Genomic DNA, 21829 nt, shown 5'->3' with positions numbered 1-21829 from the left:
GTTGCTTCGACTGTGCGCGGCACGGGGCGGCCGTCGGTGCGGTGTGTGCCGTCCGCCGTCCTCAGCGGGCGGGGTCCTGCGGGTCGACCTCGCGATCCAGCAGGTCCGCGACCGTCTCCCGGCGGATGATCGTGCGGGCCGCTCCCCCGGTGACGGCCACGACGGCCGGGCGGGGCAGCGCGTTGTAGTTGGAGCCCATCACGTGGGTGTAGGCGCCGGTGGCCGGGACGGCGAGCAGGTCGCCGCGGGCCACGTCTGACGGAAGGTACACGTCCTTCACCACGATGTCCCCGGACTCGCAGTGCTTGCCCACCACGCGAGACAGCACGGGGGTGGCCTGCGGCGCGCGGTTCGCGCAGACGGCCGTGTAGTCCGCGTCGTAGAGCACGGGACGGGGGTTGTCCGACATGCCGCCGTCCACGGCCACGTAGCGGCGGGCGGCGGTGGTGCCGTCCGGGGCGTCCACGTCCACGGTCTTGGTGACCCCGACGGTGTACAGGGTCAGGCCGGCGGGGCCGGCGATGGCGCGGCCGGGCTCGATGGAGATCCGCGGGCAGGCCAGACCGTGCTCGGCGGTGGCGGCGCGGACGGCCTCGGCCAGCGCCGCGGCGATCTGCGCCGGCGGCCTCGGAGTGTCCACGGCGGTGTAGGCGATGCCGTGGCCGCCGCCGAGGTCCAGCTCGGCCAGCTCGACGCCGTGGGCATCGCGCACCTCGGCGAGGAAGGCGAGCACGCGCTGGGCGGCGAGGGCGAAGCCGTCGGCCTCGAAGATCTGGGAGCCGATGTGGCAGTGCACGCCGATCAACTCCACGGACTCCGCGGCCAGGGCCGCCTCCACGGCCACGGCGGCCGGCGAGCGCCCGGTGACGTTGCCGTCGTCGTCCCCCGTGGCCGGGGCCAGGGAGAGGCCGAATTTCTGGTCCTCGTGCGCGGTGGCGATGAACTCGTGGGTGTGCGCGTGCACGCCGGGGGTCAGACGCAGCATCACCGGAGCCGTCAGACCGTGCTGCGCGGCGAGCTCGGCCAGGTGGCGCAGCTCGTCCACGGAGTCCACGATGATCCGGCCGACGCCCTGGGTGAGCGCGTCCAGCATCTCGGCGTCCGACTTGTTGTTTCCGTGCAGCCCGATGTGCGCCGGGTCCACACCGGCGCGCAGGGCGATGGCGAGCTCGCCGCCGGAGGCGGTGTCCACGCGCAGGCCCTCCTCGGCTGCCCACCGAGCCGTGGAGAGGGTGAGGAAGGACTTGCCTGCGAAGTAGACGTCCGCTCCCCCGCAGAGGTCGGCGAAGGCGGCGTCGAAGCCGGACTTGAAGGCGCGGGCACGGGCGCGGAAGTCGTCCTCGTCCACCACGAGCAGCGGGGTGCCGAAGGTCTCCGCGAGCTCGGCGGCGGGGATCCCCTGCACGGTGAGCTGCCCGGCGCCGTCGCGCGCCACGCCGGCGGCCCACAGTCGGTCCGTCAGCGCGTTGGCGTCGCCCGGGGCGGGCAGCCAGTCCGGGGCCAGCGGGGAGGCGCCCGCGGCCGGGGGCTGCGCGGACTCCCCTGCGACGACGGCCGGTCCGGTGGTCTTGTCGGGCTCGCTCATTGCGGGCCTCCTCACATTTTTGCGGGAGCGGAGACGCCGAGCAGGTCCAGGCCGTTGCGCAGGACCTGGGCGGTGGCGTCGTTGAGCCAGAGGCGGGTGCGGTTGACGTCCTGCACTGCGCCGCGGGTGCCGTCCTGTTCCGGGGCGGGGACGATGCGGCAGGCGGCGTACCAGGAGTGGTAGGCGCCGGCGACGACCTCGAGGTGGCGGGCGATGCGGTGCGGCTCGCGCAGGCGGGCGGCCATGCCCACCACGGACGGGAACTCGGCCAGCTGGGCGAGCAGCTCGCCCTCGGGCGGGTGCGTCAGCAGGGAGGCGTCGAACGCGGAGCGGTCCACGTCGTGGGCGGCGGCGGTCTCGGCGGCGTTGCAGGCGCGAGCGTGGGCGTACTGCACGTAGAAGACCGGGTTGTCGTTGGTGGCCGAGCGCAGCAGCTCCGGGTCGATCGTGATCGGCGAGTCGGCCGGGTAGCGGGCCAGGTCGTAGCGCAGGGCGTCGCGGCCGAGCCACTCGACGAGGTCCTTGAGCTCGATGATGTTGCCGGCGCGCTTGGACAGCTTGGCGCCGTTGACGGAGATCAGCTGGCCGATGAGGATCTCGATGTTCTGCGCCGGGTCGTCGCCGGCAGCGGCCGCGATGGCCTTGAGGCGGCCGACGTAGCCGTGGTGGTCCGCACCGAGCAGGTACACCTTCTCGGTGAATCCGCGGTCGCGCTTGTCCAGGTAGTAGGCGGCGTCGGCGGCGAAGTAGGTGGGTTCGCCGTTGGCCCGGATGAGGACGCGGTCCTTGTCGTCGCCGAAGGCGGTGGTCTTCAGCCACACGGCACCCTCGCGCTCCTCCACGTGGCCCTGCTCCCGCAGGCGCTCGACGGCCTGGCCGATGGCGCCGGTGTCGTGGAGGCGGCGTTCGGAGGTGAACACGTCGAAGTGCACGTCGAAGGCGGTGAGCGTGTCCTTGATGTCCTGCATCTGCAGCTCGTAGGCGGCCTCGCGGACCACCGGGCGGGCGGCCTCGTCCGTGAGGTCCAGGACGTCCGGGTGGTCCTTGGCCACCTGGTCGGCGAGGTCCTGCACGTACTGGCCGGGGTAGCCGCCCTCGGGGACCTCGCGCCCGTGCAGGCGGGCGAGCACGGAGTCGGCGAAGACGTTCATCTGGTTGCCGGCGTCGTTGACGTAGTACTCGGCGGTGACGTCGGCTCCGGAGGCGCGCAGCAGGCGGGTGATGGCGTCGCCCAGGGCGGCCCAGCGGGTGTGGCCGATGTGCAGCGGGCCGGTGGGGTTGGCGGAGACGAACTCCATGTTCACCACGTGGCCGGCCAGGGAATCGTTGCGGCCGTAGGCCTCGCCGGCCTCCACGATCTGGCGGGCCAGCTGCCCGGCGGCCGCGGCGTCCAGGGTGATGTTGAGGAAGCCGGGGCCGGCCACGTCGACCTTCGCCACGCCTTCCTGGGCGCCCACGCGCTCGGCGAGGACGGCGGCGAACTCGCGCGGGTTCATGCCGGCCTTCTTGGCGAACTGCATGGCCACGTTGGTGGCCCAGTCTCCGTGCTCGCGGCTGCGGGGACGCTCGACGCGGACGCGATCGTCCGAGAGCTCCTCACGGAGGGTCTCCGGCAGAGCGCCGTCCTCGACGGCGGCCAGCAGCTGGGCATGGATCAGGGAGGCGAGTTCTTCAGGCTTCACGGGGCCAAGTCTAGGGGCGGGACGTCCTGCGCGTCGTCCTGTGGCGCGGGGGTCTGGCCGGTGGGCTCCCGGCGGCCCTCGCCCCGCCACGCAGCCAGTCCCCCGCCGAGCGTGTGCAGGGTGTCCGCGAGCTCTGGGCGGGCATCGGCGAGCGCTGCGAGACTGCGGGCGGACCGGGCGCCGGAAGCGCACCAGAGCACCACGGTCCGCGCGCCGTCGGGTCGGAGCCGCTGCGGGTCGGCCAGCAGCTCGTCCAGCGGCAGGTGACGGTCGGCAACGCCTTCGGGCGGCTCGATCCGGTCCACCCGTCGCTCCCACCCCTCCCGGACGTCCACCAGCATCAGACCCGCGCGGGCCTGAGGGTCCGCGAACAGGGCGGCGAGCGCCGCGGGGGCCAGTTCGCCCGTGGCTCGTCCCCGCGCAGCGGCATCGGCGCCGTCGGCACGAGCAGGGGCTGTGCCGTCCTGCCGTCCCTGATCCTCGACGACGGCGGCGCATCTCGGAGCGCAGTGCGCCTCATGCTCGCTCAGGTCCGTGACGGGTGGGCGCGCCGGATCCGGGGCGAGGGCCAGGGTGGTGAAGCGCAGGGTGAGCGCGTCCACGGTGAGCAGGCGGTCGGTGAGCGTCTCCCCCACGCCGGAGAGGTGCTTGATCGCCTCGGCCGCCATGAGGGAGCCGACGATGCCCGGCAGTACGCCGATCACGCCGGCGGCGGCGCAGGTGGGCACCTGGCCCGGCTCGGGCTCCTCCGGGAAGACGTCCCGGTAGCGCGTACGGCCCGGGGCGAAGAGGGACAGCTGCCCGGCGAAGCGCAGAATCGCTCCCCACACCACGGGCACGCCGGCGATCTCGCAAGCGTCGGCCACCAGGTAGCGGGTGCCGTAGGTGTCCGCACCGTCCACCACCAGGTCCATGCCGGTGATCAGCTCCAGGGCGTTGGCCGCCGTGAGTCGCACCGGGTGCTCGACCACCCGGCACTGCGGGTGCAGCTCCCGCATCCGCGCCGCTGCCGAGGAGGTCTTGGGCTCCCCCAGGGTGGACTCGCCGTGGATCACCTGGCGGTGCAGGTTGGAGCGGTCCACCACGTCGTCGTCCACCACATGGATCTCCCCCACCCCGGCGGCGGCAAGATAGGCCAGCACGGGCGAGCCGAGCCCGCCGGCACCGACCACGAGCACCCGGGAGCGCAGCAGCGCCAGCTGTGCCTCGGGACCGAAGCCGTCCAGGGTGAGCTGCCGGGAGAAGCGCTCCAGCTGGGTGTCGTCCAGGTCCTCCAGGCCCTGCGGGCCCCGGAGGGGCCGGGAGAAATGCTGCGGGGTCCGGCTCACCGCCCCTGCCCTCCGTGCGCGTCCCCTTCCCCGGCGGCGTCCGGCGTCGGGTCGATCCGGCCCACCCGCGGCGAGGAGGCCCGGGCGTGCTCACGGCGCGGAATCCGCCCGGCCCGGGCGGCGTGCCACCCGGAGGCCACAGCGAGCCGGCAGGCGGAGGCCATGCGGGCCGGGTCGGCGGCGCGGGTGATGGCGGAGGCGGCCAGGACGGCGTCGCACCCGGCCTCCATGGCCAGGGTGACGTCCGAGGCGGTGCCGACGCCGGCGTCGAGCACCACGGGCACACCGGCCCGGGCGACGATCAGCTCCAGGTGGTGCCGGTTGAGGATGCCCAGCCCGGAGCCGATGGGCGACCCCAGGGGCATGACGGCGGCGGCACCGGCCTGCTCCAGGCGCAGGGCGGTGACGGGGTCGTCCGAGGTGTAGGCGAGCACGGTGAAGCCGTCTGCGGCCAGCCGCTCGGTGGCCTCGAGGGTCTCCACCACGTCCGGCAGCAGGGTGTGCTCGTCCGCGATGACCTCCACCTTCACCAGGTCCGTCTCCAGGGCTTCCCGGCCCAGCCGGGCGGTGAGCACGGCGTCCCGGGCGGTGTGGCAGCCGGCGGTGTTAGGCAGCACGTCGATGCCGAGGCGGTCCAGCAGCTGGACCATGGAGGCGCGGGTGTCCGTGGCCCAGCGGCGCAGGGCGACCGTGGTGAGCGTGGTGCCGGAGGCCACCAGCGCACGTTCCAGAGCGGCGAGGTCCGTGATGCCGCCGGTGCCCATGATCAGGCGGGAGGCGAGCTCGTACCCGCCGATCCGCAGGGGCGGCACGGCGGTGTTGCACCCGCTCCCGTCCGGCACGGCGGTATCCGCAGCGGTGTCCACGCTCAGCCTCCCTGGACAGCGGTGACGAGGTCCACGGCCGCACCGTCCCGCGGCACCGTGGCGTCCCAGGCCGAGCGCGGCACCACGTGGCGGTCCACGGCCACGGCCACACCGAGGCGGCCGCCGTCGGCCGCGGTGCCGTCAACGGCGACCTCGCGGCCGATGGTCTCGGCCACGAGCTGCCGCAACGTGGTGCCGGCGGGGACCTCAGCGGACTTCCCGTTGAGGGTCAGGGTCAGGGTGCTCATGCGTGTGCGCTCCTTGCGTCGGACTGGCAGGTGGTCGAGGCGTGGGCCGAGGTGCCGTCGAACCGGGCGGGGTCCGCGGCGGCCAGGGTGGCGGCCAGAGCCGGATCGATCTGCGGCAGGACGCCGCCGGCGTGCTCGGCGAGCGCGCACCCGGCCTCGGCGGCCCAGGGAGCCAGCAGGATGCCGTGGCGGTGGTAGCCGGTGGACACCACGATCCGCGGTGCGTGCGGGAGGGCGCCGAGGCAGGGGCGGTCGTCCGGGGTGCCGGGGCGCGCGGCCGTGTGCACCTGGTGCAGCTCGCAGTCCCGCAGGGCGGGCACCAGGGTGCAGGCGTCCTGCAGCAGGTCCAGCACGCCGCCGGCACGGGTGCCGGCCAGCCGGTCCTCCCGGGCGGTGGCGCCGACCACCAGCGTGCCGTCCGCCCGTGGCACGAGGTACACCTGCCGGCCGTGGACGAGCCCGCGGACGGTGCGGTCGAGCAGGTGGTCCTCGCCCGGCAGCAGCTGGTCGGCCGGCACACGCAGGCGCAGCACGTCCCCGTGGACCGGGCGCAGCGGCAGCGGGGTCGCGGTGGGGTCCCCGGCGATCTGACCGTGGCCGAGCCCGGCGGCCAGGACCGCGACGTCGGCCGTGGCCTCCGCCTCGCCGGCCGCCTCGGGGCGCCGGCCCGCATCGGACGTGGGGACGGGCTCGCCTGGCGCGTCGCCCTGCACCCCGCCGTCACCGGCCGGCCGGATCCGGACTCGTACGTGCTCCTCCTCCTGCACCGCCTCGGTCACCTGTCCGGCGGTGAGTCGGGCCAGTGGCCCAGGCAGGACGTCGCGGGCGGGGCGGATCAGGGCACGCAGCAGGGTCGCGGCGAGCGCCCGCGGGTCCACCTGGTGGTCGTCCGGAGCGTCCCAGCCGCCGGCGAGTCCCGGGGCGAGGGCGGGTGAGGCCGAGCGCAGGGCGCGGGCCGTGACGGGGGTGAGGCGGCCGTCGTCGGGACCGGTGCGGGCGAGCAGGTGGGCCCAGGCGTCCCGGTCGGCGGCGTCCGCGGCGACGATCCAGGAGCCCTCGGTGCGATGCCCGGTGGAGCCGGCGCCGGCGGCGGTGAGCAGCTCGATCAGTACCGGCCAGCCGGCCCAAGCGCGGCGCAGCAGCGGGCCGAGGGCGTCTTGGCCGTGCTGGGTCTCGGCCACCGGGGCGAGCATTCCGGCGGCGGCATGTGTGGCCCCGGCGACTTTCAGCCGGGATGGGTCCGGAGCCGGCCCGGCGAGGACAGCGGCGAGTTCGGGGGCCACGAGCTGGACGGCGTGCCCGGCGGCACGCAGGCCCACGGCGGTGGTCAGGCCGATGATCCCGGCACCGGCGACGAGGACATGCATCCCCTCGGTCTCCTCCCCACGGCGGCATGATCCGCATCGAGTCAGATGGTCGGCCTGCCGCGGGAAGCCCGGTGGGACGGTCCCGGCCGTGTGGCCCTCTCAGCCCGGCGGTCTCGGCCCGGGCTCCCATGGAACGGCACCCAGTCTGCCACAGTGGTGTGATGGCCCATACCGATCCCGCCGCGCTGCGTGACCGCCTCGCCGACGCCCGCCTGTACCTGTGCACGGACCTGGCCCGGTTCCTGGACGCCGGAGGCGGGCTGGAGAAGGACCGCTTCTCCACGTTCTGCCGCGCGGTGTTCACCGGCGGAGTGGACATCCTGCAGGTGCGGGACAAACAGGTGCCCGTGGCGGTGGAGCTGCAGGCGCTGGCCCTGGTGCGCGAGGCCGCCGAGGCTCACAGCGCCCTGGTGGCCGCCAATGACCGCGCGGACGTGGCGCGGTTGGCCGGCGTGGACGTCTTCCATGTAGGTCAGACGGACCTGACCACGCAGCAGGCCCGTGCCGTGCTCGGCCCGGACGTGGTGCTGGGCCGGTCCTGTCACACCCCGGAGCAGGTGGACGCCGCTCTGGCCGACGAGGGGCTGGACTACTTCTGCACCGGTCCGATCTGGCCGACCCCCACCAAGCCCGGACGCCCCGCCGTGGGGCTCCGCCTGCCGCAGCACGCCGCGGCCCGAAGCACGCAGATCGCCGCCGGCGGCGGGAAGGCCTCCCCGTTCTTCGCCATCGGCGGCATCGATGTGCCACAGGTCCCCCAGGTGCGCGCGGCCGGGGCCGAGCGGATCGTGGTGGTCCGCGCGATCACCCAGGCCGAGGACCCGGAGGCTGCGGCACGGGCGCTGCGCCAGGCGATGGTGTAGTGTTGTCGAGTCCGCCGCGTCCTGGTGACGCGCGCCGACCCCCGCCTCCGTAGCTCAGGGGATAGAGCGTTGGTTTCCGGTACCAAAGGCCGCAGGTTCGATTCCTGCCGGGGGCACTCACCGACGTCGAGCCGGGTCCACGCAGCGATGCGAGGACCCGGCTCCTCTCGTTCTCAGCTCCGCCCGCGCTCCCGCCAGCCGTGGTCCACGGGACCGTGCCAGCCGGGCAGCTCCGCTCTGCCGACCGCGAGCGCCTCGCCCCGGCCCATCGCCTCGGCCAGCCACGGCTTGGCCTGCCGCAGCGCCTGTTCCCAGTCGAGCCGGGCGCCGGCGAGCGTGGCCAGCGCGGAGGCCAGGGTGCAGCCGGTCCCGTGCGTGGACCGCACGCGCTGCCAGGGCCCCGTCACGACGACGGCGTCCTCCCCCGGCACGACCAGCGCGTCCGGCACGCCGGCCGGATGCTCGTCCGGGTCCAGATGGCCGCCCTTGACCAGCACGGTCACCGCGTGCCGTTCCGCCAGCTCTCCGGCGGCCTCCATGGCGCTCTCCCAGTCCGGCAGCCTCTCCCCGGTGAGGATCTCCAGCTCCGGCACGTTCGGTGTCACCAGGTCGGCGGCGTCCAGCAGCCGCACCCACGCCGCGGCGTCCACGGCGGTGAGGCTGTCCCCGCTGCTGGCGACCATCACCGGATCCAGCACCACCGGGGCCGCGCAACCCTCCAGCCAAGCGGAGACCACCTCCATCACCGCCGGCGAGCCGAGCATGCCGACCTTCACGGCATCCACCGCGATGTCCGAGCCGACCGCATCCAGCTGGTCCTGCACCACCTCCGGCGGCAGCGGGTGCACCGCCTGCACGCCCTGCGTGTTCTGCGCCGTCACGGCCGTCACCACGGTCATCCCGTAGCCGCCCCAGGCCGCGATCGTCTTCACGTCGGCCTGGATCCCGGCGCCGCCGCCGCTGTCCGATCCTGCGATGCTCAGCACCCGCGGCACCGCCTGTGCGCCCGCTGCGGCCGGCACGCCTGCTGCGGCCGCTGCAAGGGCGCCCGTCTCCTCCGTCATCTGTCTGTCTCCCTCCGTCGTCGCCACGCACCCTAACCGGTGAGATGAGACGCGCGCCACGGACTGTGCTAGCGTCCAGGGCACCCCCACGGGAGTCCCACGGCACGGGACTGAGATCGGGCTGATGCCGCCTGACAACCGTCTGAACCTGTCCGGATCATGCCGGCGAAGGAAGAAGGAGAGTGATGGCGCATGTCCGCGCCCGAGAACTACCGCACCCACCGTCTCGCCCACCTCGAGGACGCCGAGCACGGCATCCGCGTCCCCGTCACCGAGATCACCCAGGACGACTCCCCGGACGGCACCCCGAACGAGCCCCTGCGGGTCTACCGCACGATGGGTCCGGGCTGCGACCCGGCGCAGGGCCTGCCGCCACAGCGCGAGGACTGGATCCGCGCCCGCGGTGACGTGGAGGAGTACAGCGGCCGCGAGCGCGACCTGCTCGACGACGGCCGCTCGGCCGTGCGCCGCGGCGCCGCCTCACAGGAATGGGCCGGCGAGCGCCGTGCCCCGCTGCGCGCCAAGGAGGGCGCGTGCGTCACCCAGATGCACTACGCCCGCCGCAGCGAGATCACCCCGGAGATGCGCTTCGTCGCCCTGCGCGAGGGCGTGGACGTGGAGCTGGTGCGCTCCGAGGTCGCGGCCGGCCGCGCCATCATCCCGGCGAACGTGAACCACCCCGAGTCCGAGCCGATGATCATCGGCAAGGCGTTCGCCGTGAAGGTCAACGCGAACATCGGCAACTCGGCGGTGACCAGCTCGATCGCCGAGGAGGTCTCCAAGCTGCAGTGGGCCACCCGCTGGGGCGCAGACACCGTGATGGACCTGTCCACGGGCGACGACATCCACACCACCCGCGAGTGGATCCTGCGCAACTCCCCGGTGCCGATCGGCACCGTGCCGATCTACCAGGCCCTCGAGAAGGTCGGCGGGGACCACCAGGCCCTGACCTGGGAGGTCTTCCGGGACACCGTGATCGAGCAGTGCGAGCAGGGCGTGGACTACATGACCGTCCACGCCGGCGTGCTGCTGCGCCACGTGCCGCTGTCCGCGGACCGCGTGACGGGCATCGTCTCCCGCGGCGGCTCCATCATGGCCGGCTGGTGCCTGGGCCACCACAAGGAGAACTTCCTCTACGAGAACTTCGACGAGCTCTGCGAGATCTTCGCGCGCTACGACGTCGCGTTCTCCCTGGGCGACGGCCTGCGGCCGGGCTCCGTGGCGGACGCCAACGACGCCGCCCAGTTCGCCGAGCTCGACACGCTCGCCGAGCTGACGGAGCGGGCGTGGGCGCACGACGTGCAGGTGATGGTGGAGGGCCCCGGCCACATCCCACTGCACCTGGTGCGGGAGAACGTGGAACGCCAGCAGGAGCTCTGCCACGGGGCGCCGTTCTACACGCTCGGGCCCCTGGTCACGGACATCGCCCCGGCGTACGACCACATCACCTCCGCCATCGGCGCCACCGAGATCGCCCGCTACGGCACCGCGATGCTCTGCTACGTCACGCCGAAGGAGCACCTGGGCCTGCCGAACCGGGACGACGTGAAGACCGGCGTGATCACCTACAAGATCGCCGCGCACGCCGCCGACGTCGCCAAGGGTCACCCCGGCGCCCGCGACCGGGACGACGCGCTGTCCAAGGCACGCTTCGAGTTCCGCTGGCGCGATCAGTTCGGGCTGTCCCTGGATCCGCAGCTGGCCGAGGAGTTCCATGACGAGACCCTCCCGGCCGAACCGGCGAAGACCGCGCACTTCTGCTCCATGTGCGGGCCGAAGTTCTGCTCCATGCGGATCAGCCAGGACATCCGCTCCGAGTTCGGCGGAGCCGACGAGCAGGCGCGCATCGCCGCGGAGGGCATGGCCGCCAAGGCCGCGGAGTTCAGGGCCGCCGGAGGCAGCGTCTACCTGCCCGAGCCCACCGTGCGCACCGCGGCCGACGCCTGAGCCGCGAGTCCGGCTCCGGGCCGGCGGTACAGTCCTGCGCGGCCGCCGCCCTCCTGACGCCCGACGACGGCCGGTGGCCTTCTGCGGAAGGCGACCGGCCGGCGTCGTTCTCCGGGGCCGCCGCCTCTGACCCGGCTCAGTACAGCAGGTGTGCCATGCCCACGATCACCGGCAGGCAGATCACGGTGCGCAGCAGGAAGATCGAGACCAGGTGGTGGAAGCGGACGGGGATGGCCGAGCCCAGCAGCAGGCCACCGACCTCGGACATGTAGATCAGCTGGGACACGGACAGGGCGCCGATGACGAACCGGGTCATCTCCGCGGTGACGTCCGAGACGATGACCGCCGGCAGGAGCATGTCCGCGAAGCCGATGAACAGGGCCTGCGAGGCCGCCTCGGCCTCCGGCAGGCCCATGAGCTCCAACACCGGGATGAACGGGGTGCCGAGCCAGGTGAACAGCGGGGTGTGCTCGGCGACCAGCACGGCGGCGGTGCCGATGGCCATGATCACCGGCAGGATGCCCAGCCACATCTCCAGCACGTTCGAGGCACCGGTGCGGGCGACCTCCCGCACCCCCACCTCGTCCGCGCGGCGGCGGGCGGCGTGCCAGGCACGGGACAGCAGCGGGCGCGGGTCGGAGGCGGCGGTGTCGTCCTCGTTCTCGACCTGCGGGGCACCGGGGAAGCGCTCGTCCGGGAACAGGGACAGCGGAGGGATGCGGGGCATGATGACGGCGGCCACCAGGCCGGCCACCACGATCGTCAGGTAGAACGGGCCGAACATGTGCTGCAGGGACAGCTGGCCGACGATCACGATGGTGAAGGTCACCGAGACCACGTTGAAGGTGGTGCCCAGCACGGCGGCCTCACGGCGCGTGAAGTGGCCGGCCTGGTACTGCTGGCCGGTCATCAGCACGCCGATGGAGCCGTCGCCGAGCCAGGCGGCCAGGGAGGAGACCGAGGCGCGGCCCGGCACCGTGAACAGCGGGCGCATGACCTTGCGCATCAGTGCGCCGGCGAACTCGAGCAGGCCGAAGTCCAGCAGCAGCGGCAGCAGCAGGCCGGCGATGAGGAACACGGTGACCATCAGGGTCACCAGGTCCATGATCAGCCCGCCGGTGTCCTCGCCCACGAGCGCCTCCGGCCCGATCTGCAGGGCGGTCATGACCCCGAGCACGAGGCCCACCACGCGGACGAGGGTCCACACCGGGCCGACGTCGAACAGGGACGTCACCATGGGCCGGGCGCTCAGGTCCGGCTTCGTCAGCGCGACCACCAGGACGCCGAGCACGGAGACGGCCATCACGGCCACCGCGATCCACGGCAGCGCCGGGGCCAGCACGTCCTGCAGGGCGCCGGCGATCAGCGCGATCGGGATGGACACCCCGTCCTCGCCGGCCGGCAGCGGCACCACGAACAGGGCCAGGCCGATCAGGGACGGGATGAGGAACCAGGCCGCCGAGCGGCGGTGGGCCCCGACGGCCGACGCGGCCGCGGTGCGGGTCTCGGTCATGGAGTGCTCTCCCCTCGTCGTCGGGGCCGTTCCCCGCTCAGACACCCGGCCCACGGTATCCACCTGTGAGTTGTCCCACAAAATCACCGGGGGAGGGTCCGTCTGCCGCCCAGCGGAAGGCGAGGGAGCCGCCGTCGGGAGCGCGAGGGATCCGGCCGGCGCCGTCCCGTCCCACACGGACCTCTCCCCCCAGGCGTTACGGTGACCGGAAGACCTCCTCCGCCGCCACCGAGCCCGCCCACGACGACGGCCGCTTCCATCGGCAACTGCGGCCCACCGGGCCCCTGGGCATCGCCGGAGCGGTGGCCGTGGTGCTGTCCCTGATCGGCTTCTCCGACCTCATCGGGTTGGTCTACCCGGCGCTGGGCTACGCCGGCATGGTGATCATCGTGCTGATCCTCGCGCGCTGGGCCATGGCCCGGAAGGACGCGAGGGACGTAGCCTGAGCCCATGAGCACCCTCGCCGCCCGCGGCGCGAACATCGACGCCCTCGTCAAGGCCACCTCCATCGACTGGGAGGACTGGACCGCCCGGCTGGACGCCGCCGGCGGGAAGGAGCTGGACCACCGCGGACTGGCGGAGCACGCCCTCGCCGCCATCCGGGAGCAGGGCGGCTGCTCCAACCCGGAGTGGTGGGCGCAGATGACCGCCGTGGCCTACGAGCAGCACATCGGACGCCGGCTGCCCGGCCAGCGCGAGGACGGCACCTTCGAGGCCAACGTCTCCCGCACCGTGGCCGGCACCATGGACGAGGCGCTGGAGCGGGTGGTCGAGGTCTTCCCGGCGGTGCTGGCCGAGGACGGCGCCGCCTGGACGCTGGAGGGCGAACCGCGCACCTCCGCCACCGAGAAGTGGCGCTACTGGCGCGCCGACTTCACCGACGGCACCTCCGTGGCCGTGACGATCAACGACAAGAAGGTCGCCGAGGGCGCCGCACCCAAGGCCGCTGTGGCCCTCGGCCACGCCAGGCTCCCGTCCTCGGAGGCCGTCACCGAGGCCAAGGCCTTCTGGAAGGGTGTGCTCGGGCGGCTCTGAGCGGACGGCTCCGGCGGCGCCCTACGGTGGTGCCATGGACTGTGTGATCGGCGACGACGGCCTCGCCCGCCCGCCCTGGGCGGTGGCGGACGAGATGCTGCGCGAGTACTACGACACCGAATGGGGCCTGCCCGTCACGGACGAGGCCGGCCTCTACGAGCGCCTGAGCCTGGAGGCGTTCCAGTCCGGGCTGAGCTGGCGCACCGTGCTGGCCAAGCGCCCGGCCTTCCGTGAGGCCTTCGCCGGCTTCGACCCGGAGGCCGTGGCCGCGTTCGGCCCGCAGCAGGTCCGGGCCCTGCTCGCCGATCCGGGGATCATCCGCAACCGGCTGAAGGTCGCCGCGGCGATCGCCAACGCGCAGGCCACGCTGGCGATCCGGGACGAGGAGTTCGCCCCGCTGCATCCGGGCTCTCCCGGGGCGGGACACGGCTGGGACGGGGCGGGCGACCGTCCTCACCGTGGCCTGCCCGGACTGGTCTGGGCCCACCAGCCCGCGCAGACGCCCGCCCCGGCACGCATGGACGAGGTGCCCTCGACCTCGGAGGAATCGCGCGCCCTGGCGAAGGCCCTGAAGCGGCACGGGTTCCGGTTCGTCGGACCCACCACCTGCTTCGCCCTCATGGAGGCGGTGGGCGTGGTGGACACCCACCTGCTCGGCTCCTGGCGAAGGGGGACATCGGGCGTCTGGACCGACTGACCGCCCGGACGATTGGATGGAGGGGAACGACGTTCCCGACTATCGACAGCGAAGGAGTCACCGACGTGACCGCACCCTCCACCGCCGACCGCGGCTACCGCACCCAGAACCCCGCCACCGGTGAGCTGGTCCGCGAGTACCCGACCGCCACCGACGCCGAGGTGGCCCAGGCCCTCGACGCCGCCCAGACCGCCTTCGAACAGTGGTCCTCCCGGCCGCTGTCCGAGCGCGCCGCGATCGTCAAGCGCGCCTCCGAGCTGCTCGCCGAGCGCGCCAAGGACATCGCCGCCGTCGTGACCAAGGAGATGGGCAAACGCCTCGGCGAGGCCATCGGCGAGGTCCGCTTCTCCGCCCAGATCTTCGGCTACTACGCGGACAATGCGGCGACGCTGCTGGCGCACCAGGAGATCACCGACTTCGACGGCGGCACCGCGTACATCGAGAAGCTTCCGCTCGGTCCGATCCTCGGCATCATGCCGTGGAACTTCCCGATCTACCAGGTCGCCCGGTTCGCCGCCCCGAACCTCGTGCTCGGCAACACCGTGCTGCTCAAGCACGCCGAGATCACCCCGGAGTGCGCCCAGCTACTGCAGGATCTGCTGGACGAGGCGGGCCTGCCGGCCGGCGTCTACCAGAACCTCTTCGCCTCGCATGATCAGGTGTCCACGATCATCGCGGACCCGCGCGTGCAGGGCGTCTCCCTCACCGGCTCCGAGCGCGCCGGCGCGGCCGTGGCCGAGCAGGCCGGCCGCCACCTGAAGAAGTGCGTGCTCGAGCTCGGCGGCTCCGACCCGTACATCGTGCTCTCCGCCGCGGACGCCCGCGAGGCGGCCCGCGAGGCACTGCAGCGCCGCATGGGCAACTGGGGCCAGGCCTGCAACTCCAACAAGCGCATGATCGTCATGGAGGACCTCTACGAGGACTTCGTGGACGAGCTCGTCACCCAGGTCAAGGCCCTCAAGCCGGGCGACCCGACCGGCCGCGAGACCGACATCTACGGCCCGCTGTCCTCCGAGGCCGCGGCCGACGGCCTCGCGAAGCAGATCGCCGACGCCCGCGCCGGCGGCGCCACCGTCCACGTGGGCGGCGAGCGCGTCGAGGGCCCGGCCGGCGGCGGCTTCTACCTCTCCCCCGCCGTCATCACCGACGTGGACGAGGACAACGCCGCCTACCGCGACGAGCTCTTCGGCCCGGCCTGCGTGGTCTACAAGGTCTCCTCCGCAGACGAGGCCGTGGCCCTGGCCAACGACTCCGCCTTCGGCCTCGGCTCCGCCGTGTACTCCACGGACACCGAGCAGGCGAAGCAGGTCGCCTCCCGCCTGCACGTCGGCATGGCCAATGTGAACCTGGACGCCGCCATGGGCGCCCAGATGCCGTTCGGCGGCGTGAAGCGCTCCGGCTTCGGCCGCGAGCTCGGCCCGCTCGGCATCGACGAGTTCGCCAACAAGCGTCTCTACGCCGTGAAGGGCTGACACCGCGGACAGACGAAGGGCCCCGCCGGATCGGAATCCGGCGGGGCCCTTCGTGTGCGTCAGGCGATCAGACGGTCGGAGCGGCGGTGGAGCCGCCCTCGGCCGTGGCGGCCTTCGGGTCGGCGGCAGTCACCTCGTTGCCGGCGACGATGTCGATGGCGCCGGTGAACTCACGGTTGATCTCCTTGTTCACCTGGCGGGAGCGCTGGGTGAACAGGGACACCACCACACCGAGGATCAGAGCGGTCAGGAAGCCGGGGACGATCTCGTAGAGGCCGAACCACTCCCAGGTCTTCTCATCGGCCTCGGACCAGAACCAGGCGACGGCGGCGCCGGAGACCACGGCGGCCATGGCGCCCCAGGAGGTGAACTTCTCCCAGTACAGCGCCAGCAGGATCACCGGGCCGAAGGCGGCGCCGAATCCGGCCCATGCGAAGGACACGAGCTCGAGCACGGAGGCCTCCGGGTTCAGGGCGAGGATGCCGGCGATCACGGCGACGATCAGCACGCCGATGCGGCCGAGCCACAGGCCTGCGTTCGGGGACGGGTCCTTGCCGGCCACCTTGTAGAGGTCCTCCACCAGGGCAGAGGAGCACACGATCAGCTGCGAGGAGATCGTGGACATGATGGCGGCCAGGACGGCGGCCAACACCAGGCCTGCGACGAACGGGTGGAACAGGATCGCGGCCAGAACCAGGAACACGGTCTCCGTGTCATCCAGGGTGGTGCCGGGGTTGGCCTGGAAGTAGGCGATGCCCACCAGCGCCACCATCACTGCGCCGAAGACGGACAGGGCCATCCAGCTGACGCCGACGCGACGGCCGGTGGTGGCGTCCTGCGGGGTGCGCAGCGCCATGAAGCGGACGATGATGTGCGGCTGTCCGAAGTAGCCCAGGCCCCAGGCCACGGACGACAGGACGCCGATCAGGGTGGCGTTCTTGAACAGGGACAGGTGGTCGACCATCACGCCCTCGGCGTTGGGCTGGGCGTCCACGGCGCGGATGCCCTCGACCACGGCGTTCCAGCCGCCCATGTCCACGATCACGAAGATCGGCACTAGGAGCAGGGAGACGAACATCAGCAGGCCCTGGGCGACGTCGGTCAGGGAGGCGCCGAGGAAGCCGCCGAACAGGGTGTAGAGCACGGTGATGCCGGCGACCACGAGCATGCCGGTGAGGTAGTTGATCTCCAGGCCCTCGGCATAGAAGGAGTTCGGGCCGAAGGTGGACTCCACGAACTTGCCACCGGCCACCATGCCGGAGGAGACGTAGAAGGTGAAGAACACGAGGATGATCAGGCCGGAGACGATCCGCAGGATGTGAGTGCGGTCCTTGAAGCGGTTCTCCAGGAAGGACGGGATGGTGATCGAGTCGCCGGACACCTCCGTGTAGGAGCGCAGTCGCGGGGCGACGACCTTCCAGTTCACCCAGGCGCCGACGGTGAGGCCGATGGCCATCCAGCCTTCAACGAGACCGGAGGCGTAGATCGCACCCGGCAGGCCCATCAGCAGCCAGCCGGACATGTCCGAGGCACCGGCGGAGAGCGCCGCGACGGACGGCTTCATGTTGCGCCCGGCGAGCATGTAGTCGTCAAGGTCGGTGTTCTGGCGAGCCGCGTACAGGCCGATGAAGATCATCGCCGTGAAATACAGCAGAATCGCCGCTATCAGGAAGACGGTGTTCAAGTCCATGATTCCACCGTTGCACAATCAGCCACTCATCCCCAATGGAACCCCAGGTCAGAGCGAGATTCAGGGAGTATGGAGACTGGTCACAGCAGGGGTTTGTGAGATGGAACACAGTCGGCTGCCTTCGAGGCTGCCACGTAGACTGTGCGACGTCATGACGCACCCCACCACTTCTTCCCCCGCCGTCGGCGCGCGCCCGGTCACCTTCCCCGAGCACCTCCCGGTCGCGGCCCGGCGGGAGGAGATCATGGAGGCGATCGCCGAGCACCAGGTGGTGATCGTCGCCGGCGAGACCGGCTCCGGCAAGACCACCCAGCTGCCCAAGATGTGCCTGGCCCTCGGCCTGGACGAGCACGGGACGATCGGCCACACCCAGCCGCGCCGCATCGCGGCCCGCTCCGTGGCCGAGCGCATCGCCGAGGAGCTGCAGGAGCCCATTGGCCAGACCGTCGGCTACCAGGTCCGCTTCACCTCGGCCACCTCCGCGGACACCCGCGTGAAGGTCATGACGGACGGCATCCTGCTCGCCGAGATCCCCCACGACCCACTGCTGCAGCGGTACTCCGTGATCATCATCGACGAGGCCCACGAGCGCAGCCTGAACATCGACTTCCTGCTCGGCTACCTCAAGCGGATCCTGCCGCAGCGCCCGGACCTGAAGCTCATCGTCACCTCCGCGACCATCGACCCCGAGTCCTTCGCCCGCCACTTCGGCCGTCCCGCCACGGAGCAGGACGATCCGGATCAGACCGTCGAGGTCCAGGAGGGGGCCGTCGTCGTGCCCGCCCCGGTGATCGAGGTCTCCGGACGCACCTACCCGGTTCAGATCCGCTATCGGCCGCTGGCGGCCGAGCCCTCCCCGGACGACGAGTACGACGACGCGGACGACGCCGCCGAGACCCGGGACCCCGTGGACGCGATCGGCGACGCCGTGCTGGAGCTGGCCGACGAGCCGGACGGGGACATCCTGGTGTTCCTTCCCGGCGAGCGCGAGATCCGCGACGCCGCCGACGCCCTCCAGTCCGTGGTGGCCCGGCACGCCACGCTCGCCGGCACCGAGATCCTGCCGCTCTACGGCCGCCTGTCCATGGCCGAGCAGCACCGCGTGTTCTCCCGGGCGGGCAAGGGCGTGCGGCGGCGGATCGTGCTGGCCACCAACGTGGCGGAGACGTCCCTGACCGTGCCGGGCATCAAGTACGTCATCGACACCGGCACCGCCCGCATCTCCCGGTACTCGAACCGCACGAAGGTCCAGCGCCTGCCGATCGAGCGCGTCTCCCAGGCCTCGGCGAACCAGCGTTCGGGACGTTCCGGCCGCACCTCGGACGGCATCGCGATCCGCCTGTACTCGGAGGAGGACTTCCTCTCCCGCCCCGAGTTCACAGACCCGGAGATCCTGCGCACCTCCCTGGCCTCGGTGATCCTGCAGATGCTCTCGCTCGGGGTGGCCACCACTCCCGGCGAGGTGCGAGACTTCCCGTTCCTGCAGTCCCCGGACGGACGGCAGGTCTCCGACGGCGCCACCGCCCTCACCGAACTCGGTGCCCTGAACACCGGTCAGCCGGTCACCCTGAGGAACGGGCGGACCCGCACGTTCCCGACCGGGACCATCACCCCGCTCGGCCGCCGCCTGGCCCGCCTGCCCGTGGACCCGCGCCTGGGCCGCATGATCCTGGAGGCCGGCGAGCGCGGCTGCGTCCGCGAGGTCATGGTGGTGACCGCCTTCCTCACCCTCCAGGACCCGCGCGAGCGCCCCGCCGAGAAGCGGGAGCAGGCGGACGAGCTGCACGGCCGCTTCGCGGACGCGAACTCGGACTTCACGGCGATCCTCAACCTCTGGGCCTATCTGCGTGAGCAGCAGAAGGAGCTCTCCGGCAACGCGTTCCGCCGCCTGTGCCGCACCGAACACATCAACTACCTGCGCGTGCGCGAGTGGCAGGACCTGGTCCAGCAGCTGCGCCAGCTCGCCCAGCAGGTGGGCGTGTCCGTGCAGGCCGGCCCCGTGGACCCGGTGGGCCAGCACGAGCCCGTGCACAAGGCGCTGCTGTCCGGGCTGCTCTCCCAGATCGGCTCCTACGACGAGCGGCGCCGGGAGTACGCCGGACCGCGCGGCACCCGGTTCGCCGTGTTCCCCGGCTCCGCCCTGTTCAAGAAGCGACACCCGCTGGTGATGGCCGCCGAGCTGGTGGAGACCTCCCGGCTCTGGGCCCGCACCGTGGCGCGGATCGAGCCGGAGTGGGCGGAGGAGGTCGGCGCCGGGCTGGTCAAGCGCAGCTACTCCGAGCCGCACTGGTCCCGCCGCCAGGGCTCCGTGGTGGCGCAGGAGAAGGTCACGCTGCTCGGTGTGACGCTGGTGCAGGACCGCACGGTGCGCTTCGGCCGGATCGACCCGGTGCTGTCTCGCGAGCTGTTCCTCCGCCGCGCCCTGGTGGAGGGCGACTGGAAGACCCGTCACCACTTCTTCGCCCGCAATAGGAAGGCCCTGGCCGAGGTGGACGAGCTCGAGTCCCGCCTGCGCCGCCGGGACCTGCGCGTCTCGGACGAGGACCTCTTCGCCTTCTACGACGAGCGCGTGCCCGCGAACGTGGTCTCCGAGCGGCACTTCGACTCCTGGTGGAAGAAGCAGCGCCACAAGACCCCGGACCTGCTGGACTTCGATCCCGCCCAGCTGATGACCACCGCGGCCGAGGAGCTGGACCAGGACGCATTCCCCACCACCTTCATGCACCCGCTGCCCGGCGGGGACGCGCTCGAGCTGGACCTGGACTACACCTTCGACCCCACCGGAGCCTCCGGCACCGACGGCATCACGGTCACCCTGGACGTGCTGGTGCTGAACCAGATGGACCCGGAGCGCTTCGCCTGGCTCGTGCCCGGCCTGCGAGCCGAGCTCATCACCGCCCTGATCAAGGCGCTGCCCAAGGCCACCCGCAAGCACCTGGTCCCGGCCCCGGATGTGGCCCGCGAGCTCGCCGCCGCCCTGGAGGCCGGCGCGGACCCGCGCACCGAATCCCTGCCGGAGGCGCTGTCCACGGCGGTGAGACGGCTGCGCGGGCAGATCGTGGAGCCCGGCGCCTGGCGCCTGGATGCCGTGCCGGACCACCTGCGCATGGACTACCGGATCGTGGACCACCGCGGCGCCGTGGTGGGCGCCGGTCAGGACCTGGCCGACCTGCAGACCCGTCTGGCCACGGCCAACCGCTCGGCCATCGCCGCACGCCTCTCCGGCAAGGACACCGCCGCCCCCACGCCCGGAACCGGTCAGGGCAAGGGCCGGCAGGGACGGGGCACGGCGGGCCCAGGCACCCGGGAGGGGGCCGTCGTCGGGAAGGACGGGCGCGATGCCCAGGGCTCGGCGGCCGCCTTCGAGGAGCTGCATGGGCTGACGTCCTGGACGTTCGGGACGCTCGAGCGGAAGGTGTCCACCGCTTCGGGCCCGGGCGGGCCGCGGATCACCGGCTATCCCACGCTGGTGCCGGAGCCGGGCCCGAAGGGTACCCGGGCCGCCGGGCTGACGGTGGCGCGCTCCCGGGAGGATCAGGCCGTCTGGCACCGTGCCGGCGTGATCCAGCTGTTGCTGGCCACCCTGCCCTCACCGCAGCGCTACGTGATGGACCACCTGGACAACCGGGAGAAGCTGACCTTCACCCAGAACCCGCACGGCTCCGTGGACTCGCTGGTGGCGGACTGCACGACGGCGGCGGTGGACCGGCTCGTGGGGGACGAGCTGCCCTTCTCCGAGGCCGAGTTCCGTGGCCTGTTCGACCGCGTCCGCGCCGAGCTGATCGACACGGTCTTCGCGGTGACGTCCCTGGTGGAGCGGGTGCTGTCCGGGGCAGCGGCGGTGCGCCGCCGTCTCAAGAGGTCCGTGTCCCTGGCGATGGCCCCGGCCCTGTCCGACGTGAAGGCGCACCTGGACCAGCTCGTCTTCGACGGCTTCGTGGCCGCCACCGGCTGGCAGCAGCTGCAGCACCTGCCCCGGTACATCGCCGGCATCGAGGCGCGGCTGGCCAAGCTCGACGCCGGCGGCCACCTGCAGCGCGACGGCCAGCACATGGCGATCGTCCAGGGACTCGAGGACGACTTCGACGCCGCTGTGGAGGCGCACCGGAGCCGATACCCGGACACCCCGCTGCCGGCGGATCTGGACGCGGTGCGCTGGCTGATCGAGGAGCTGCGGGTGTCCTTCTTCGCCCAGGAGCTTGGCACCGCCGTGTCCGTGTCCGAGAAGCGCGTGCGCCAGGCGCTGAACCGCGCGAAGGGTGTCTGAGGCGCAGGCCGGTAGGCGTGCACCTCGCCAGAGCCCTGGCCGAGGCACGGCGCGTCACTTCGTCGGCCCTCCCCGTCTGACGCCCCCTCGTGAGGGCATCCGCCAGCGCGTGAATTCGCAAGATCCGAGGCATGTCGCGGCCTCCTCTGTGTCGGAGTCTCCTGTCTTCTATTGCGCAATCCATGAGCACTGAGATACTGTGTGA

Annotated in this window: 16 protein-coding genes, 1 tRNA gene and 1 riboswitch; of the genes, 8 read left to right on the top strand and 9 right to left on the bottom strand. The window is 72.4% G+C overall.

Translation table 11 applies throughout. The annotated features are described in order from the left end of the window. Positions 1-61: 61 nt before the first annotated feature. Genes lysA through FM125_RS02110 form a run of 6 tightly spaced genes read right to left on the bottom strand, consistent with a single transcriptional unit; the run spans position 62 to position 7076 of the window. Entirely contained in the window at positions 62-1585 is a 1524-nt protein-coding gene (gene lysA / locus FM125_RS02135) for a diaminopimelate decarboxylase (RefSeq protein WP_083315370.1), read from the bottom strand. Positions 1586-1596: 11 nt separating this feature from the next. Continuing rightward, positions 1597-3267 (bottom strand): arginine--tRNA ligase, encoded by a 1671-nt coding sequence (gene argS / locus FM125_RS02130; RefSeq protein ID WP_087133509.1) that lies wholly within the window; start codon positions 3265-3267, stop codon positions 1597-1599. Next, on the bottom strand, positions 3264-4595 hold the full coding sequence (locus FM125_RS02125; RefSeq protein WP_245829727.1) for a HesA/MoeB/ThiF family protein: 1332 nt from the start codon (positions 4593-4595) through the stop codon (positions 3264-3266). Before FM125_RS02125 ends, argS begins: the two co-directional genes overlap by 4 nt. Further along, positions 4592-5461, bottom strand: a complete 870-nt coding sequence (locus tag FM125_RS02120; RefSeq protein WP_281251960.1) for a thiazole synthase — start codon at positions 5459-5461, stop codon at positions 4592-4594. Before FM125_RS02120 ends, FM125_RS02125 begins: the two co-directional genes overlap by 4 nt. Positions 5462-5463: 2 nt before the next feature. Further along, entirely contained in the window at positions 5464-5709 is a 246-nt protein-coding gene (gene thiS, locus FM125_RS02115) for a sulfur carrier protein ThiS (RefSeq protein WP_067189167.1), read from the bottom strand. Continuing rightward, positions 5706-7076 carry an FAD-dependent oxidoreductase gene (locus tag FM125_RS02110; protein ID WP_087133508.1) on the bottom strand — a complete coding sequence of 457 codons (1371 nt, stop codon included), beginning with the start codon at positions 7074-7076 and terminating at the stop codon, positions 5706-5708. The genes thiS and FM125_RS02110 overlap by 4 nt, the downstream gene beginning before the upstream one ends. A gap of 161 nt (positions 7077-7237) precedes the next feature. Between FM125_RS02110 and thiE the strand changes: the two genes are divergently transcribed. Together thiE and FM125_RS02100 are read left to right on the top strand one after the other, a co-directional pair. Then, the gene (gene thiE, locus FM125_RS02105; RefSeq protein WP_245829725.1) at positions 7238-7939 is read left to right on the top strand and encodes a thiamine phosphate synthase; all 702 of its coding nucleotides are present in this window, start codon (positions 7238-7240) and stop codon (positions 7937-7939) included. 43 nt (positions 7940-7982) lie between these two features. Further along, positions 7983-8055, top strand: a tRNA-Arg gene (locus FM125_RS02100). A 57-nt stretch (positions 8056-8112) separates the two neighbouring features. Here the strand turns inward: FM125_RS02100 and thiD are convergent. After that, positions 8113-9003, bottom strand: coding sequence for a bifunctional hydroxymethylpyrimidine kinase/phosphomethylpyrimidine kinase (gene thiD, locus FM125_RS02095; protein ID WP_087133506.1), 891 nt, complete (start codon positions 9001-9003; stop codon positions 8113-8115). A gap of 78 nt (positions 9004-9081) precedes the next feature. Then, positions 9082-9194, top strand: a riboswitch (TPP riboswitch). 1 nt (position 9195) lies between these two features. Here thiD and thiC point away from each other — a divergent pair. Then, positions 9196-10950: a phosphomethylpyrimidine synthase ThiC gene (thiC, locus tag FM125_RS02090; RefSeq protein WP_087133505.1), complete on the top strand. Its 1755-nt coding sequence runs from the start codon at positions 9196-9198 to the stop codon at positions 10948-10950. A gap of 136 nt (positions 10951-11086) precedes the next feature. Here thiC and FM125_RS02085 read toward each other — a convergent pair whose 3' ends face one another. After that, positions 11087-12463 carry a YjiH family protein gene (locus tag FM125_RS02085; protein ID WP_087133504.1) on the bottom strand — a complete coding sequence of 459 codons (1377 nt, stop codon included), beginning with the start codon at positions 12461-12463 and terminating at the stop codon, positions 11087-11089. Between the two features lie 308 nt (positions 12464-12771). On the opposite strand from FM125_RS02085, the gene FM125_RS11920 reads away from it, so the two are divergent. From FM125_RS11920 to FM125_RS02070, 4 genes are all read left to right on the top strand, one after another. After that, positions 12772-12909, top strand: a complete 138-nt coding sequence (locus FM125_RS11920; protein ID WP_180525300.1) for a hypothetical protein — start codon at positions 12772-12774, stop codon at positions 12907-12909. A 4-nt stretch (positions 12910-12913) separates the two neighbouring features. Beyond that, positions 12914-13498 (top strand): hypothetical protein, encoded by a 585-nt coding sequence (locus FM125_RS02080; RefSeq protein ID WP_087133503.1) that lies wholly within the window; start codon positions 12914-12916, stop codon positions 13496-13498. A gap of 34 nt (positions 13499-13532) precedes the next feature. Next, a complete protein-coding gene (locus tag FM125_RS02075) occupies positions 13533-14195 on the top strand; it encodes a DNA-3-methyladenine glycosylase I (protein WP_087133502.1) in 663 nt (220 codons plus the stop codon). Positions 14196-14260: 65 nt separating this feature from the next. Beyond that, positions 14261-15667 (top strand): NAD-dependent succinate-semialdehyde dehydrogenase, encoded by a 1407-nt coding sequence (locus tag FM125_RS02070; protein ID WP_087133501.1) that lies wholly within the window; start codon positions 14261-14263, stop codon positions 15665-15667. A 67-nt stretch (positions 15668-15734) separates the two neighbouring features. On the opposite strand, the gene putP is transcribed toward FM125_RS02070, so the two are convergent. Next, positions 15735-17357, bottom strand: a complete 1623-nt coding sequence (gene putP / locus FM125_RS02065; protein ID WP_087133500.1) for a sodium/proline symporter PutP — start codon at positions 17355-17357, stop codon at positions 15735-15737. Between the two features lie 151 nt (positions 17358-17508). Here putP and hrpA point away from each other — a divergent pair, with 151 nt between their 5' ends. Beyond that, positions 17509-21624 carry an ATP-dependent RNA helicase HrpA gene (gene hrpA, locus FM125_RS02060; RefSeq protein WP_087133499.1) on the top strand — a complete coding sequence of 1372 codons (4116 nt, stop codon included), beginning with the start codon at positions 17509-17511 and terminating at the stop codon, positions 21622-21624. Positions 21625-21829: the final 205 nt, after the last annotated feature.

The sequence above is a fragment of the Micrococcus lylae genome (assembly GCF_900163825.1).
In the GTDB taxonomy this organism is placed as follows: Bacteria; Actinomycetota; Actinomycetes; order Actinomycetales; family Micrococcaceae; genus Micrococcus; species Micrococcus lylae.
This window is presented reverse-complemented; position numbering and strand designations above follow the sequence as displayed.